The following is a 15,316-nucleotide window of genomic DNA, read 5'->3' as shown; positions in this document are numbered from 1 at the left end:
TCCAGCTGAAAGTGCGAAGTATTCTGGATCAGCAACCGCATCACTACCGTTTCGCCGTACTGCGTAGGCATGGTAGAAATACGCATATCCACCGCCCGGCCTTTGACGGTAAAGCCAAAACGGCCATCTTGCGGCAGGCGTTTCTCGGAAATATCCAGGCCGGCCATGATTTTGAGGCGCATGATCAGGGCAGACACAATTTTCATATCTGCCTGGGTCTGGAAATGCATGACGCCATCAATCCTGAAGCGGATCAGCAGTTTGTTTTCCTGTGGCTCAATATGCACATCTGAAGCGCGCACCTGGACCGCATCTTCAAAAATAGTCTGTAACAATTTAACGACCGGCGCATCATCAATGCCCAGGTCCACACCCATCAGGCTGGCGAGGTCGACATTGCTAGCAGCCAGGTCTTCCTGCAGCTCCAGTGCCAGTGACGAGATTTGTTCGGTTTGCCGGTAAGAGCGATCGATCGTCTGCATCAGCAGACTTTCCTGCACCACGACAATATCAATGTCGCGTTTAAGCAACCTCACCAGTTCGTCATAGGCATAGACATCGGAGGGATCGACCATCGCAATCAGGAAACTGTTGGGACGTTCCTCCAGCAAGATGGCGCGAAAGCGGCGCGATTGTACTTCGGGGAGCTTTTGTACCTGTTTGGCGTCCAGTTCGTACTGACCCAAATCGAGGAAAGGGATATTCAGCTGATGCGCTACCGCTTCGGCAATTTGCCGTTCATTGGCAAAGCCTTTGTCGGCGATGACACGGCCCAGGCGTCGTCCGGTCTTGCGCTGCTCTTCCAGCGCCTGATCTAACTCTTCCTGGGTCATGAAATTCTGTCTGACCAGAATTTCACCTAATCTGATTTTTTCGGGACGTGCCATGGCGTTGTAATTATTTATCTTAGTAGACTTTTCGGTCTATCATATCACCAACATTCTAATCCTACGTTTGTAAACAAACCGCAAAAAATGTTTCATATCGTGCTTTTCAAGCAAGAAATTTCTCCCATACGGGCTGCAGAAACAAATATCTGGTTTTAAAATAATGGTTTGTTGGTTGTCAAACCTAGATCAAGCATGGCGTCAGGGATATGCCGCATACAGCCCGACTAAATTAACTGAGGGAATTTAATTTACTGAATTTCAAACTTAGTGAAATTCTGCAAGATTCATCCTGAATCATCTCAGATGGTTTCAGTGACCATAGATAAGTATTACTAAGCCTGTTCTTACGCCTTTGGTAATGACCTGCTTTAATCACTCAGCATCTTATTACAAGCGCATGTGTGCCTCCATTTAATGGAAGTTGCAGTGTTCCATCTTCAATGAGCAATCCAATGCCATGCCATGTTCCACCAGAGATTGCGCTGCCCACACTGCCGTGATTTTCAATACGAATGCTATATTGTGTATGTTGAAGATTAATTTCCACTTCAAATGCTGGCCAACGCTCAGGCAAACATGGCTTCACTAACAGGTGATTACCTGCTCGCCTGATTCCCAGGATGCCTTCTATACCGGCTCTGTACATCCACCCGGCCGAGCCCGTATACCAAGTCCAGCCGCCTCTTCCTGTATGAGGGGCGACTGAATATACGTCTGCAGCAATCACATAAGGCTCTACTTTATAGCGCCCTGCCGCTGCCTCATCAAGTGCATGATTAATCGGATTAAGCATGGCAAATAAATCTGCAGCTTTACTTCCATGGCCTAACTTGGCGAATGCCAGGACTGTCCACATGGCCGCGTGGCTATATTGACCGCCGTTTTCCCGCAAACCAGCCGGGTAACCCTTGATGTACCCCGGGTCGTGCTGTGTTTGATCAAATGGAGGCGTGAATAACAAGGCCAGTCCATCTGTCTTCCTTATCAAGTATTGCTCCAGCGATGCCATCGCCTTTTCAATGCGTTCTGGATCGGCTACGCCTGAGAGTGCTGCCCAGGACTGCGCAATCGAGTCGATCTGGCATTCTTCGCTTGCACTTGATCCCAACCAGGTGCCGTCATCGAATGTTGCACGACGGTACCATTGCCCATCCCAGGCTTCCTGCTCAATCGCCTGCCTGACGGATTCGGCATGGGCATACCAGCGTTTGACACGTGCATCATCTACCTTGGTGTGGCGCGCTGACGCTAAAGGCGCAAATGTTGCGATGGTGCGAATAAGCAGCCAGCCCAGCCAGACACTCTCTCCGCGCCCATCCTTGCCGACATGGTTCATGCCGTCATTCCAGTCGCCGGTGCCAATCAATGGCAGGCCATGCTGCCCGGTAAGCTGTATGCAGCGCTCCAGGCCGCGCGCGCAATGCTCATAAAGAGAGGCGGTTTCATCCCCTATCATGGGTTGAAAGAAACAGTCGTGTTCGCCTTCACGCAATGCCTGGCCTTCAAGAAAAGGGACTCTTTCATCCAGTACCGCCAGGTCGCCGGCACATTCAATGTAGTGCGCGGTACAAAAAGCAAGCCAGACGCAATCATCGGAAATACGCGTGCGTACACCATGACCGGTTTGAGGCTGCCACCAATGCTGCATATCGCCTTCAACGAATTGCCGCCCCGCCGCTCTCAATAAGTGCTGGCGACTGATTTCAGGCGCGACAAATGACATGGTCATGCAATCCTGGAGTTGATCCCTGAAACCATAAGCACCACTGGCTTGATAAAAAGCTGACCGTGCCAGAACACGGCATGCCATGGTCTGATAGAGTAGCCAGCCATTGAGCATGATATCCATGGCGCGATCAGGCGTTTTTACCTGAATAGCGCCCAGCAACGTTTGCCAATAATCCTTGACCTGTTGCAATACCAGATCAAGATCCTTCTCACGATAACGCTCAATCACAATTCTGGCATCTTCTACAGAGTGAGATTGCCCTAGCAGTGAAGTGACCTCAATGGTTTCTCCTGGCGCCAAAAAGAAGGTTGTCTGCAAGGCAGCGCAAGGATCCATCCCTGCCCCCACATTGCCTGATAATGGCTGCCTGTCAGAGAGTGCGCCAGGATTAGAAAGATCGCCGTACCTGCCAATAAACTCAGTGCGATCAGCAGTCCAGTGGGTTTGCTTCCCGACAAGGTCTGCAAACGTCACCCGGTTAGCATACGAGATACTCCATGGGTTTTTGGCCAGCATCGCCCCGGTGACATTATCAATCTCAGTCATAATGAAAGGTGCAGATGCTGCCCGCGAAGTCCCTAGCACCCACTCTGTGTAAGCTGTAGCCGATATTCTGCGCGGAAGCTCGGAAAGATTACGGACGAATAGACGCGAAATTTTGACGGGATCGTCTAATGGCACATATTGCAGCAAGGTCAATTCAAGCGCATTCGATATATGCTGGAACTGGCTATAGCCAAAGCCATGACTAGCAATATAAACGCCATCATCACGCATAGGTTGAGCAGTCGGGCTAGAGACAATGCCGTTATGTTCATCTCTCACATAAAACACCTCACCGGAAGCGTCCATTACGGCATCGTTTGACCAAGGGGTGATCTGATTTTCCCGACTGTTATCTGCCCACGTGTAACCGCTGCCCGCCGCTGATACCTGAAAACCGAACTGGCCGTTCGAGATGACATTGATCCATGGTGCCGGGGTTACTTTTCCAGCAGTGAGTACGGTCACATATTCCTGACCATTTTCCGCAAAGCCACCAAAGCCATTAAAAAACTCCAGCTCGGTTGGCAACGGTAATTGTTCATAATGCGTAACTGCCTGATTAACGAGACTTGGGATACCAGGCGCAATGTAGGTTGAATGAGGTATGCGTGCCAACTGCTCCGCAATCAGTCCACGTCTGGCTGTGAAAGCAATCCGGGCAACTGATTGCAATATACTGCGGGATTCCATACTCATTAAATCGGCACGTAAGGTAAAGGCAACGCCTTTTGACAGGTTTTCACCTTCGCGGCGCCTGGCCTGGCTGGTTCGCACAGCAGTCTCTATGGCATGTTGCAGATCCTGAACATAGGATGACGCACGTTCATTAATAATCACCACATCCACAAATAGATGTTTCATTCGCCAATATTGCTGTGCCCGCAATAACTCATGCACTTGCGGCATATCCTCCAACGCATCGATGCGCAACAGTACAATGGGTAGATCACCGGAAATGGATTGTGACCACAGCCCGGATTGAGAGCCCGCTCCTCGTGTGATGACATCGGCATGGGATCTGAAACGGATATCCGCATATAAAACCGCAGCAGCGAGCTTCTGGAAGTTTACTGCCTCTTCTGACGTGACATCCAGATAGCGCATTTGTACTTGTGACAAAGTCCAGGCCAATGTATGTGCCCGCTCAAAAGCACTGCGGTCATGATGCTTATCTATGATATCCAGCAACTCCTGCCGCGATGCGGCGACAACAGTCCAGTATGATAGCCGCGCGACCTTTCCCGGGGCCAGTATCACCCGGTTGCGCAGGGAAAATACAGGATCGAGTACTGTACCCACCGTATTGGAGAGGTTTTCACCATTGGTAATGACGCCAGCCGACTTCACTGTCCTTTCACGACCAATAAACCGAGCTCTGTCTGACTCATACTGCGGCGGCGCAGACATTTCCGCATCTACCACGCAAAAATGAGCGGCCCAGACCTGAGTATCGCTCGCTGAACGCAGGCGCCGTGTCGCCAGAAGTGCGCCGAATTCCGCCAGGTATTCAGTGACGACAAACATTTTTGAAAATGCAGGATGCGCCCTATCGCTGGCAGTGGTCGCTAATACAAGTTCTACATAAGAGGTCAGCTCAAGCTCATATGGCCGGCGGCTATTATTGGTCAGTGATACGCGACGTACCTCAGCGTTTTCTTCCCCGGAAACAACCACATCCATCTGTGTGATCAGGTGATGATCATGCCGCATGAATTCTGCGTGCGCCTCGCTGAAAATGATGTCGTTAGCTTTTGTGCCTGATGTGCCTGCTACGTGGTGGATGTCCTGGCCTGCTGATGTCCAGATACCTCCACTCTCGATGTCTTTAATAAAAATAAAGCTCCCACCCTCTTCACAGGTGATATCTTCAGACCATCGGGTGATCGCGGTATCGTGCCAACGACTATAACCAGCCCCTGTGGCCGTGATCATGGTGGAATATGCGCCGTTTGAAAGCAGATGCGTAATCGGATTGGCCGATAGAACTTCAGTGAACCTGCGCACATAAGGCGCATGATCGCTGGTATCAGTTGCGATGTTTACCTCTTCCGCACGCGGATAGGAAATGGCGATATCCCTAGGCATACGCTCTTGCAGTAGCAGTTCACAACTCTGCACCATAGGTTCGCGGTGAAAACGGTTGCGCATTTCACCATCGTGCAAGCTATTTGCAATAGCAACAATCGTCATGCCCTGGTGATGCGCCATATAGTTACGTACAATCGCGACTTTCTGATCCTCACGTAATCTGGACGGCGTAAAATCCAGTGCCTCATAAAAACCATAGCGTCCTGCTGCACCTATGCTGGCAAGATGTGCAAAATTTTCCTGCGCTTTTGTCGCATCCACCATCGTGGCAAGTCCGGTGGCATAAGGGGCAATCACAAGATTTTCTGATAAACCGCGCTTGAGACCGAGGCCCGGCACGCCAAAGTTTGAATACTGGTAGGTGAATTCGATATCACGCGCATTATAGGCAGACTCTGAGATGCCCCACGGCACCCCGTGCGACTTTGCATACTCTTGCTGTTTATCCACTATCAACTTGTTGGTCTGTTCCAATAAACTGCCAACCGGGGCCCGCATGACCAGGGAGGGCATCAGGTACTCGAACATGGACCCGGACCATGAAATCAATGCCGAGCCATTGCCAACAGGGGTGGCCGTCCGCCCCAGACGAAACCAGTGTTTGGTAGAAACATCTCCTTTTGCAATCGTAAACAAGCTGGCAAGACGCGCTTCCGAAGCTAACAAGTCATAGCAGCTGGAGTCCAGGCTGTTGTCGCGCAAACTATAGCCTATGGATAATAGTTTGCGCTCCGGTTCGATCAGAAACGCAAAATCCATAGACATTGCCATGTCACGCGCACTGGCTGATATCGCCTGAAGCCGCTGAACCACTGCACCCGAAACCTGCTGTATGAGCAGTTGATCCTGCTGATGGGAAGCGACTGACCTTGTCAGGGCTTCAAGCCAGTAAATAGCATCAGGCAGATTATCTTGATCACTCACAGGAATGAGACTGCGTACGATCAAGGCTGTTTTCTCACTCAATCGTTTCAACGCCGGTAGCGAATTCATCAGTTGACTGTCTTGCAAGTGCGTCGCAATTTCATCCATACGCGACAAAAGCAGTTGGCCAGTTTCACTATTGACAATCGGCGTCGCAAGAAGCGCATCCTCGGCCAGCAGCAAATGATCCAGCATGCCGGACCTGGCATTCCCGATCGTGAGCTTATCTACCCACTCATCACAGGCATTGGCCAGCGTGATCAGATGGCCTGCCAGATTGCCACTATCCACAGAGGAGACATATGGTGGCTCAAGCACTTGAAGATCGAGCGTGCCGTACCAATTAAACAGATGGCCCCGATATTTGGGTAGCTGTCGCAACACAGAAAATGTGGCTTCCAGCCGTTCTATGGTCTCTATCATGCCAGTCCAGCCAAAATCCTTTGCTGCTACTGTAGAAAGAAGATATAAGCCGATATTGGTGGGTGAAGTCCTGTGTGCGATGACGGCAACAGGTTCTTCCTGGAAGTTATCGGGTGGCAGCCAATGATCAGACGGCGTCACAAACTTTTCAAAAAAACGCCAGGTCCGACGTGCGGTGAGCCTTAAGTATTTCGCGGTGACATCAGAAATATCAATGGCTTTATTTTTTGAAACGGATGTCGCACTGGCAGCAAAAGCAAAGAATGGCGCACATATCCATAATATAAAAAATGGCAGCACGACAGGCCATGCTGCCGGATTGAACATCAGCGTGCCACCACTAATGAGCATTGCAAATACAACACTGGCTGCCATTTCCTTGTAAAAACCAGCCATGGTCAAGCTAGGGTTACCTTTGGATGTTGCTGCAGTTGTCCATTCCAGCAAATGCTGGCGCGTGATGAATACTCTTACTAATGTACGAACAATCGCATCCGCCATTCTCAATGACTGATCTACCAGCAACGCGATTGATAAGAAGTTGTAAGACAGTGCTTGCCATAAGTCCTTCACTAGGTTGCGCGAATGATTGCGTAGCTGGAAGTCGCGCCGCTGAGGTAGCAGGGAAAACAGCACTGGCAAGATAGTGGGTAGCGCAAATGCACCCAATATAATGACCATGGCCTTCATGGCTACCATCAAGGGCAACCACCAGCACAATGCGATGACGGCAAGAAAGCTGGGGGCAACTAATGACCTGCGCAGATTATCGAGCATCTTCCAGCGACCAACGATAGTCAGATTTCGCTCTTGGCCAAAGTTGAATAACCAGGGGAGTAATTGCCAATCCCCTCTGGTCCATCGATGTTGTCGTTTGGCGGAAACATCATAGCGGGTGGGTGACTCTTCTACGACTTCAATATCCGAGGCAAGGCCGGCACGGGCAAAAATCCCCTCAAACAAATCATGGCTTAGCAAAGCATTCTCTGGCACCCTGCCGTCCAAGGCAGATTCAAACGCATCAATGTCGTAAATGCCTTTGCCTGTATAAGACCCTTCACCAAACATATCCTGATATACATCGGAACTCGCGGCCGCATAAGGATCAATACCGCCTGGTGCGGAGAAAATACGTTGAAAAAGAGAGCCTTCGTAATTAAGCGGTAAGGAAGGCGTTACCCGTGGCTGCAAGATGCCATACCCTTGCACAACGCGCTTTTCCGCTTCGCTAAAAATCGCCTGATTGAGGGGATGGGCCATTTTGCCAACCAACTTCCCAACCACATCTCGTGGTAACCGGGTATCGGCATCCAATGTGACGACGTAGCGTACACCTTGTGGCAGGTCAGGCAGCGCACCATCGACTGTAGTGAAAGTAGTGTCAGTGGCTCCACGCAATAAACGATTTAACTCGTGTAGTTTTCCCCGCTTGCGCTCCCAGCCTATCCATTTGCCTTCAGTAACATTGAACAACCTTTTACGATGCAGGAATAAGAAACGCGGCGTAACCCGGATAAAATCATCATCCTCGGCATATTTACGGTTCAGCTTTTCAATCAATGTCTCTGCCAGTGTCAGCAGCGGCAGATCTGCTGACAGGTGCTCCTGATCTGCGTCTGCCCCATCTGACAATATGGCAAAATAAACATCGCCTCCGATGCCAGACAGGTAATGCACTTCCAGCCGCTCAATATGCTTGATCAACTCTGTTTCATCGGTGAGGAGAATGGGCACCGCCACCAGGGTACGCAATGAAGAGGGGATGCCTGATTTTAATTCCAGGCCGGGTAAAGCCGTTGCAGCGACACTCCAGACGATAAAGCGATTGATCAGGCTTGTAGCAGCCTCGCTCGCAGGTATAAAACCGACAACCGCTATGGCCAGCATCATCTGGGATGACAGATCAAGCAAATGCAGCCAATACAATGAGAGTCCCAGCATCGACAGGCTAAGCAATACAATCGCAGCCACATATCCGCCAATCCCCATGCGTAGATTCAATCGGCTGATGAATAACCTGGCCGAGGTGCGGAACTGGATAGCTTTCTCAAGTGCATCTCGCCCTTCAGCAATCAGGTAATACCCAGGCTCGCCAGCCCTTATCAATGTTGACGCATCGCTCGACTGCTGTGCCTGCTGACACAGCTGTAGCGTTATCTCAGCGACCTCAATCTCAGAATACCTGGAGCCACGAGCCAGCTGTTCAATGGCGCTTCTATACACATTACGCGTTGAGAAATCCATGGCATAAAAATCATGCCCATGGTTCAAACGTTCATCTACCAGGCTCACACTTTCAAACAACTCTGCCCAATCAATATCAGAAGCGAGCCGCATGCTGGTGACCACATTACGTACGGTGACGTTAGTGGCGCCTTCTTGCTGTTGCGTTTTTTGCACAAGGTCATCAAGGGACAGCCCTTGTCTCTTGGCCATTTCTTCCAGCCAGGTGATGGCAGGCATGGTCCGTTGATCCTGATCTCGTAAACGCTTGGATAAATGGACAATAAATGTATCGGATAAAGGCTCTGAAAGGCGTGAGGAAATATCTTTCTCTAATGAAGCCTTCGAACGACCCGATTGCAAGAGGGTTGCTGCTAATCGTTCTGCATCTATCCTCGCGGCACGCTCCTCATTGATTTGGTCGCCCAGTCGCCGCAGGTTCTCGATCAGGACTATTCGCAAGGTGATGGCAACTGCCCACAACTCGCCTATGGTGAGCAAATGTATTCGCTGATAGGCCCGGATAAACTGACGTAATGTATCAGGATCAAAATGACTATCGGTATGTGCAACAAAGGCCCAGGCAAGACCGAATACGCGTGGATAGCCGGCAAAAGGGCCGCCTGAAAGTTTGGGCAATTGATGGTAATAACCCGGGGGAAGTGCCGTACGTATTTCGCGAATTTGTGTTTCAACAATGTGATAATTATCCAGCAGCCATTCCGCCGCATGCACAATACCGTTTCCACTTTCCAGATCAGCGGTGATTGTCTGATAGGTGCCACGCAAAACGCTCGCGTTATGACTCAGCCGACTCTGCAAAGGTAACACCCTGATAGGGCTTGTGGTCACATCCTGGGCTTTGGCTAAACTTTCAGCATGCTGCTCCAGCCGATCAATGCCGAAAAGCTCTTCTCGAATCGGTGTTACGTCATTCCAAGGTGATGTTTTGCAACGTTTATCCGTAAACCAATCGAGTATCAATTCGTGACCTTTAAAGGGCGAAACTGCTGTGGTTAGGGCTTAATGCTCAAGAATGTAGACTGCGAGACACATGCTTAAATGACTAAGGGAGGAAATACAGTTTAGGCTTGTTTGTGATGTACTGCTACATAATTAAAAAATTAGACTGTGGGCTTGCTAGCGGATAGTGCTCACCTGAACCTAGTTGTAAGCGCCATCAAATTTTAAAAATGCGCTACTAAACTACTTACTAAGAAATATCAATTACTTAGAAATATAAATGGTATTAAATGCTATTTTTGAAACCGAGCTGTCTCCATGCCTCATAGCTCACCAAAGCAACAGTATTCGCCAAATTCAATGATCGGTTATTCACATTACCTTTACACATGGGTACTCTGATTAACTGGTCATGCAACTGGGATCTCACAGAGTCTGGAAGGCCCGAGGTCTCGGAACCAAATAATAAGATGTCAGCAGTTTTAAACTGAACATCATGATAAAACTTTGTTCCCTTCGTGGTTAAAGCCCAGATTCTTCTGCCCTCATTCTTTGTTCGAAACTCATCATAGTTTGAGTAAATATTTATTTCGGCCATGTCGTGATAATCTAAACCTGCCCTTTTGAGATTTTTATCATTGAATTCAAAGTCGATTGGGCCAATCAGATGAAGAGAAAAGCCAGTATTTGCTGCAAGGCGAATAATGTTTCCCGTATTCTGAGGAATTTTAGGTTCGAAAAGTGCGATACTGATTAAAGCGGACATACTTTTTGTTAGTCTTGGATTGTAAGTAAATAATGATATACAAGTTAGCGCTCAACGTTAGGTCTTATAAAAGATTCTATGAAACCACTCACAAAAATCGGTCTATATAGGTAACGAGAAGAAAGCATATCATACGTTTACCAGAAGACATCCAGGCACTGTTCACAGCTGACCATTGTGTCAGGCTGCCACATAGCAGGAACTTGAATCTCGCCAACTCCGCTGCCATCCTGCTTAATGAGGACTGGCGACAGGTGGGTTTATCCAGGGAGAACGTAAAACTACCATCTCCTGAAAAAAGGATAAAAAAAGCCCCGATTAAGGGGTAAATCGGGGCAACAGGCCTCATCGTAAAGGCTTCCGCTCAGGGAGGAAAGAAGCGGAAAGATGATTCATCATCATCGTATTTGTATGAGTACGCACAATTTAGAAAGTTCACACGAATTTATTTATGCCCATGAATATCAATTTCAGCATGCAGTGTTCTCTGCTGAATTGCATCAGCATGCGATAATAATGATATGCAATCTGAAATCGATTTATTACAGGGTCTGAACGACAAACAACTGCAAGCGGTCACCCTGCCGCATGTTTCTGCACTTATCCTGGCTGGCGCTGGCAGTGGCAAGACGCGGGTACTGACCACACGCATTGCCTGGCTGATTCAGACTGGCCAAACTTCACCCATGGGTATCATGGCAGTGACTTTTACCAATAAAGCTGCCAAAGAAATGTTGACGCGGTTAACCAGCATGCTGCCTATCAACACGCGTGGCATGTGGGCAGGCACGTTTCATGGTTTGTGTAACCGTATGTTGCGCGCTCATTACCGTGAAGCCCGATTACCCAGTACTTTCCAGATACTGGATACTGCCGACCAGCTTTCCGCCATCAAACGCGTGATGAAAATCATGAATGTAGATGACGAAAAATATCCGCCAAAGCAAGTCATGGGCTATATCAATAGTTGCAAGGAAGAAGGTTTACGCGCGGATGCAGTGGAAGCATATGATGGCCACAGCCAGAAACTAAGGGAGATTTATGCCGCTTACGACCAGCAGTGTAACCGTGATGGCGTGACCGACTTTGCAGAGTTACTTTTACGTTGCTATGAACTACTACAACGCGAACCGCACATTCGCGCACATTACCAGCAACGTTTTCAATATATCCTGGTGGACGAGTTTCAGGATACCAACCGCTTGCAATATCTATGGCTAAAACTGTTAGGTGGCGCGCACAACAGTATTTTTGCCGTGGGTGACGATGACCAAAGTATCTATGCTTTCCGTGGCGCACGGGTTGGCAATATGTCCGACTTCCAGCGTGAGTTCAAAGTGGAAAACATTGTCAAACTGGAAGAAAACTACCGTTCGCACAGCAATATTCTTGATGCGGCGAATGCCATCATTACCAACAACAGTAATCGGCTAGGTAAGAATTTATGGACCTCCGCTGGCAAGGGCGAGCCAATCCGTATCTACGAAGCTTATAACGATACTGATGAATCCCAATTCATTGTGGATGAAGTGAATATGCTGCAAAACGAAGGTGTGGCTTTAGGCGACATCGCTTTGCTATACCGCAGCAATGCGCAGTCTCGTATCCTGGAGCATTCGCTGTTCTCGGCCAATATCCCTTATCGTGTCTACGGCGGTCTACGCTTTTTTGAACGTGCTGAAGTCAAACATGCATTGGCTTACATGCGGTTGATTGCCAATGCCAACGACGATACCGCTTTGTTGCGCATCGTCAATTTCCCGCCACGGGGCATTGGTGCCCGCGGCCTGGAGCAGCTACAGGAAGCCGCACGCCAGAACGAATGCAGCTTGTGGCAGGCAGCCACCAACAAAGTGGGCCAAGGCACATTAGGTGGCAAAGGACTGGATGGTTTTGTGGCGCTGATCCGCCATATGATAGATCAAGCCTATGGCATCACCCTCGGTGAAACAGCAGAAATGGTCACCACTTTGAGTGGCCTGATGACACATTATCAGAATGACAAAGAAGGTGAAGACCGGGTCGAAAACCTGCAGGAATTAGTGACTGCTGCCGTGGCATTCAGCAACCGCGACTTGGGCAATCACCATAATATGGAAGAAGATGCTGACCTGATGACCCAGTTTCTTAACCACGCCAGCCTGGAAGCTGGGGATCATCAGGCGGATGTTGGTCATGAGGCATTACAACTGATGACAGTGCATGCCGCTAAAGGGTTGGAATTTCACAGTGTATTTATCTGCGGGGTGGAAGAGGGTTTGTTTCCACACGAACAATCAGCCTATGAAAATGGCGGGCTGGAGGAAGAGCGACGCCTGATGTATGTCGCGGTCACCCGCGCCCGTCAGCGCCTGTATTTAAGTCATGCCCAAAGCCGCATGCTGCATGGACAAGTGCGCTACGGGATTGCTTCGCGATTCATCGACGAGATTCCCGAAGACCTGACCAAACGGCTCAATAGCAAACCAACTGCCAAATCGTATGCTACTGGCGGCCAATATACACCGGCAAAAAGTACGCAAGCGAGCTACCCTTTTAAAATCGGCCAAGGCGTTCGTCATAACAAGTTTGGTGAAGGTGTGGTCGTGAGTTATGAAGGAAACGCCAGCGACCTGGCAGTTAAAGTCAACTTCGGCAGTGCGGGATTAAAAACGCTGATGCTGGAGTACGCCAAGCTGGAAAAAATATAAATACCCATTTAACAAGCAGAAGCATTTATATATTTTAAAAAATATATAGATCAACAAATAAAAAACGCCTGCTGGATACAGGCGTTTTTTATTATTCAGTAACTGCTATGTCGGTATTACTGGCGCAGCTCTGAACACATCTTTATAGCTGATGTATTGGAATGCAAACATCAACGCATTGATCACCAGCAAAGCGGCAAACACGAGCAATGGCATGAGCAACTCCGCCAGCATGGGGATCAATGCGCCTAAAATCCCGATGACCAGGCCTAAGCCCAGCATAACCACCAGCATGCCTACTGTCATTACCAGCCAGGACACTCCCATGGGCATGGTGTATTTCAACATGCCGGCAATGCTGGATTTAATGGCTTTTGGCAAATCGTAGCCATTCAATGCAATCAGCATGGGCGAAAACCAGGTAGCGATGAATAAAGGCAATAGCAAAAGCAATACTTTCACCACAAATGACAGTGTGCTTTCCAGGAACTGCGTCATTTGTGATTCATTCATCCCGGCTTTGGTTGGCGCGTGTGCCACCAGCGCAGCGAGCTCGCTGCTCAATAAGTACGTCGCCAGCACGGCATAAACAAGGCAACTAACACCCAATAGAACCAGTGTTTTGAAATGCGTTTGCAGTTGTTGCCACACAACACGAGGAACCATTTGCCCTTGCAAATCCACCTGGCGATATAGCAAAACGACAAATGCCATACAAGCTGGCCAAATCACCACTGATAGCAAGCCTAAAAAGCCCAGTAAAGGCAGCGAGGGCAGCACCATGAAAATCACGATATAAGCTAGTGACCACAGCATCCAGATATGCGGCTGCGTTTTAAACAATGCCAGACTTTCACGCACCCAGCGTAAGCCCTGTTGGGTTCCGGTTTCTGTCATGACTCTCCCTTTTTAATATTTTTAGTTTAAAACTTTACGGTTAAGTAACACGCGTTCGAAATGCGCCGGATCCTTGGCATGTGTCAACTCACCCGCGACTGGATAGTGAAAATCATACAGGCGGGATAACCAGAAACGCAAGGCAGCACGTCGCAGTAATGCAGGCCAATGTGTTTTTTCGGCAGGTGTGAATGCACGTACGGATTGATAGGCGTTCATAAATACAGCCAGTTTTTCATCCACGAACGCGCCAGTCGCATCCACACACCATTCATTCACCGCAATCGCAACGTCATAAGCCAGTACATCGTGACACGCGTAGTAAAAATCGATAAAGCCGCCCAGGTTGTCACCATCAAATAACACATTATCGCGGAACAGGTCGCCGTGGATGACGCCATGCGGGAGCGCTGACAAGTCCAGGCTATGCTGGAACTCGAGCTCTTCCTGCAATAAATGTTGCTGTACCGGGGCCAGTTTTGGCATGACCTGCTGGGCGGTCATCACACGCCAGCCTTGTCCGCGCTGATTGTGCGATTGATCATTGAAATCCAGCCCGGCAAAATGCATGCGCGCCAAAGTGAGTGCCACTGCCTCAATCTGTACCAGGTTTGGGTTACTGACATCACTGCCCTTAAGGCAACTGACCATCAAGGCAGGTTTGCCGTGTATGCGGTGCAAGGCGATGCCGCTAGCATCTGCAATAGGCCTTGGGCATAACACGCCATGCCGTGACAAGTGCGCCAGCAAATGCACGAAATACGGCAGTTCGTCAAAATCATTTTTTTCAAACACCGTCAGCACAAAACGCGCCTGGCTGGTCTCAACAAAATAATTGGTATTGGTAATACCGGCGGCAATGCCGCGCAAAGCTTGCAACTCGCCAACATTAAAAGGCGCCAGCCACTGGCGTACCTCTTCCAAACTCAGGGTGGTAAAAACAGACATGTGATTTACAGGCCCGCCCGTTTCGGGCAGGCCTCAAAGATTAGAATCAGAATCGGAACAGAGTCCATTTAGGAACCGACAACGGACGGGTCGGGCCATCATTGACCCAGTCACCATTGCGGTCTTCGCGGTGCAAATAATAAGGTTTGCCACTAGGTGGCGTCACCTTCACCATGTAAACATTTCCATTAATGCTGTATTCCTCAACCTCATTTTCACCATCTTTACG

The 15,316-nt window shown here is 49.2% G+C and carries 7 protein-coding genes; 1 reads left to right on the top strand and 6 read right to left on the bottom strand.

The features are described from left to right. The 3 genes from VK958_RS13380 to VK958_RS13370 form a co-directional block, all read right to left on the bottom strand. Window positions 1–887: GspE/PulE family protein (locus VK958_RS13380; protein ID WP_325242169.1), on the bottom strand; the 887-nt coding region annotated here is incomplete at its 3' end. Window positions 888–1,266: 379 nt separating this feature from the next. Then, a complete protein-coding gene (locus VK958_RS13375; protein WP_325242167.1) occupies window positions 1,267–9,807 on the bottom strand; it encodes a GH36-type glycosyl hydrolase domain-containing protein in 8,541 nt (2,846 codons plus the stop codon). A gap of 265 nt (window positions 9,808–10,072) precedes the next feature. Beyond that, window positions 10,073–10,552 (bottom strand): tRNA (cytidine(34)-2'-O)-methyltransferase, encoded by a 480-nt coding sequence (locus tag VK958_RS13370; protein WP_325242165.1) that lies wholly within the window; start codon window positions 10,550–10,552, stop codon window positions 10,073–10,075. 521 nt (window positions 10,553–11,073) lie between these two features. Here VK958_RS13370 and VK958_RS13360 point away from each other — a divergent pair. Further along, complete coding sequence (locus tag VK958_RS13360) at window positions 11,074–13,242, top strand: UvrD-helicase domain-containing protein (protein WP_325242163.1); 2,169 nt, start codon at window positions 11,074–11,076, stop codon at window positions 13,240–13,242. 105 nt (window positions 13,243–13,347) lie between these two features. Here the strand turns inward: VK958_RS13360 and VK958_RS13355 are convergent, their stop codons facing one another. From VK958_RS13355 to VK958_RS13345, 3 genes are all read right to left on the bottom strand, one after another. Continuing rightward, entirely contained in the window at window positions 13,348–14,139 is a 792-nt protein-coding gene (locus tag VK958_RS13355; RefSeq protein WP_325242161.1) for a BPSS1780 family membrane protein, read from the bottom strand. A 21-nt stretch (window positions 14,140–14,160) separates the two neighbouring features. After that, window positions 14,161–15,087 carry a homoserine kinase gene (locus VK958_RS13350; RefSeq protein ID WP_325242159.1) on the bottom strand — a complete coding sequence of 309 codons (927 nt, stop codon included), beginning with the start codon at window positions 15,085–15,087 and terminating at the stop codon, window positions 14,161–14,163. Between the two features lie 46 nt (window positions 15,088–15,133). Continuing rightward, the coding region (locus VK958_RS13345; protein ID WP_325242157.1) for a DUF2782 domain-containing protein at window positions 15,134–15,316 on the bottom strand (183 nt) is incomplete at its 5' end.

It is taken from the genome of Methylophilus sp. (assembly GCF_035460085.1).
Classification (GTDB): domain Bacteria; phylum Pseudomonadota; class Gammaproteobacteria; order Burkholderiales; family Methylophilaceae; genus Methylophilus.
The sequence above is the reverse complement of the archived record's forward strand: the minus strand, read 5'-3'. Positions and strand labels throughout refer to the sequence as shown.

Bases quoted from the DNA above. Each gene is read 5' to 3' on its own strand.
- VK958_RS13370 (WP_325242165.1), bottom strand. From the start codon at position 10,552: ATGTCCGCTTTAATCAGTATCGCACTTTTCGAACCTAAAATTCCTCAG.
- VK958_RS13355 (WP_325242161.1), bottom strand. From the start codon at position 14,139: ATGACAGAAACCGGAACCCAACAGGGCTTACGCTGGGTGCGTGAAAGT.
- VK958_RS13350 (WP_325242159.1), bottom strand. From the start codon at position 15,087: ATGTCTGTTTTTACCACCCTGAGTTTGGAAGAGGTACGCCAGTGGCTG.
- VK958_RS13360 (WP_325242163.1), top strand. From the start codon at position 11,074: ATGCAATCTGAAATCGATTTATTACAGGGTCTGAACGACAAACAACTG.